This is a genomic window from Pseudoalteromonas sp. MMG013 (assembly GCF_018100885.1).
Lineage (GTDB): Bacteria > Pseudomonadota > Gammaproteobacteria > Enterobacterales > Alteromonadaceae > Pseudoalteromonas > Pseudoalteromonas aurantia.
The window spans coordinates 1-504 of record NZ_JAGJEE010000113.1; the positions used below are offsets into that span (position 1 = coordinate 1).

2 protein-coding genes are annotated in these 504 nt (G+C 37.7%); both read right to left on the reverse strand.

The genetic code is table 11. The annotated features are described in order from the left end of the window. A partial coding sequence (locus J8L98_RS24580) for a hypothetical protein (RefSeq protein ID WP_210998680.1) occupies positions 1-270 on the reverse strand: 270 nt, incomplete at its 3' end. After that, the coding region (locus tag J8L98_RS24585) for a hypothetical protein (RefSeq protein WP_210998681.1) at positions 267-504 on the reverse strand (238 nt) is incomplete at its 5' end. The genes J8L98_RS24580 and J8L98_RS24585, both read right to left, overlap by 4 nt.

Here is a 504-nt window from a genome sequence, read left to right on the forward strand (position 1 = left end):
CGAATCACCATCCCGCGTGAACCCAACCCAGTAATGTAACTCATTAATTATTTTCTCATCAAAAACTGAGTACTCGACGCCATCCGATACAAAATCCTTTGAATATGGATGTCGGTAAGTTATAAGTAAGTGACTTTTGTCGTTCAAGACGAAACTAGTCGCAATATCACCATTTGACATTTCAACTCTGCTGTCCCAGCATAGGCGTGCGACATTATTCTCATGTATGCCGCTTAACATAAGGTAGGAAATAAATAAAATCGAACTCATTGCTTAAACTTTCCATTTGATTTTATACCATCTAAGCCGTTGAACTTAATATCATAATAGTCTGACGACCCATGTGTAGCTCTAATACCGCCGAACTTTAGTGGCTGACCGAGGTTAATCAAGCGCTGCCTTATAATTATATTTGTAGTTTTCATCGTAGTTATTTCATCAACAGTACCTAAAGCTGTTATGTGACTTACTTCACAATTTTGAGTGGGTGTCTTGTTAAATTCT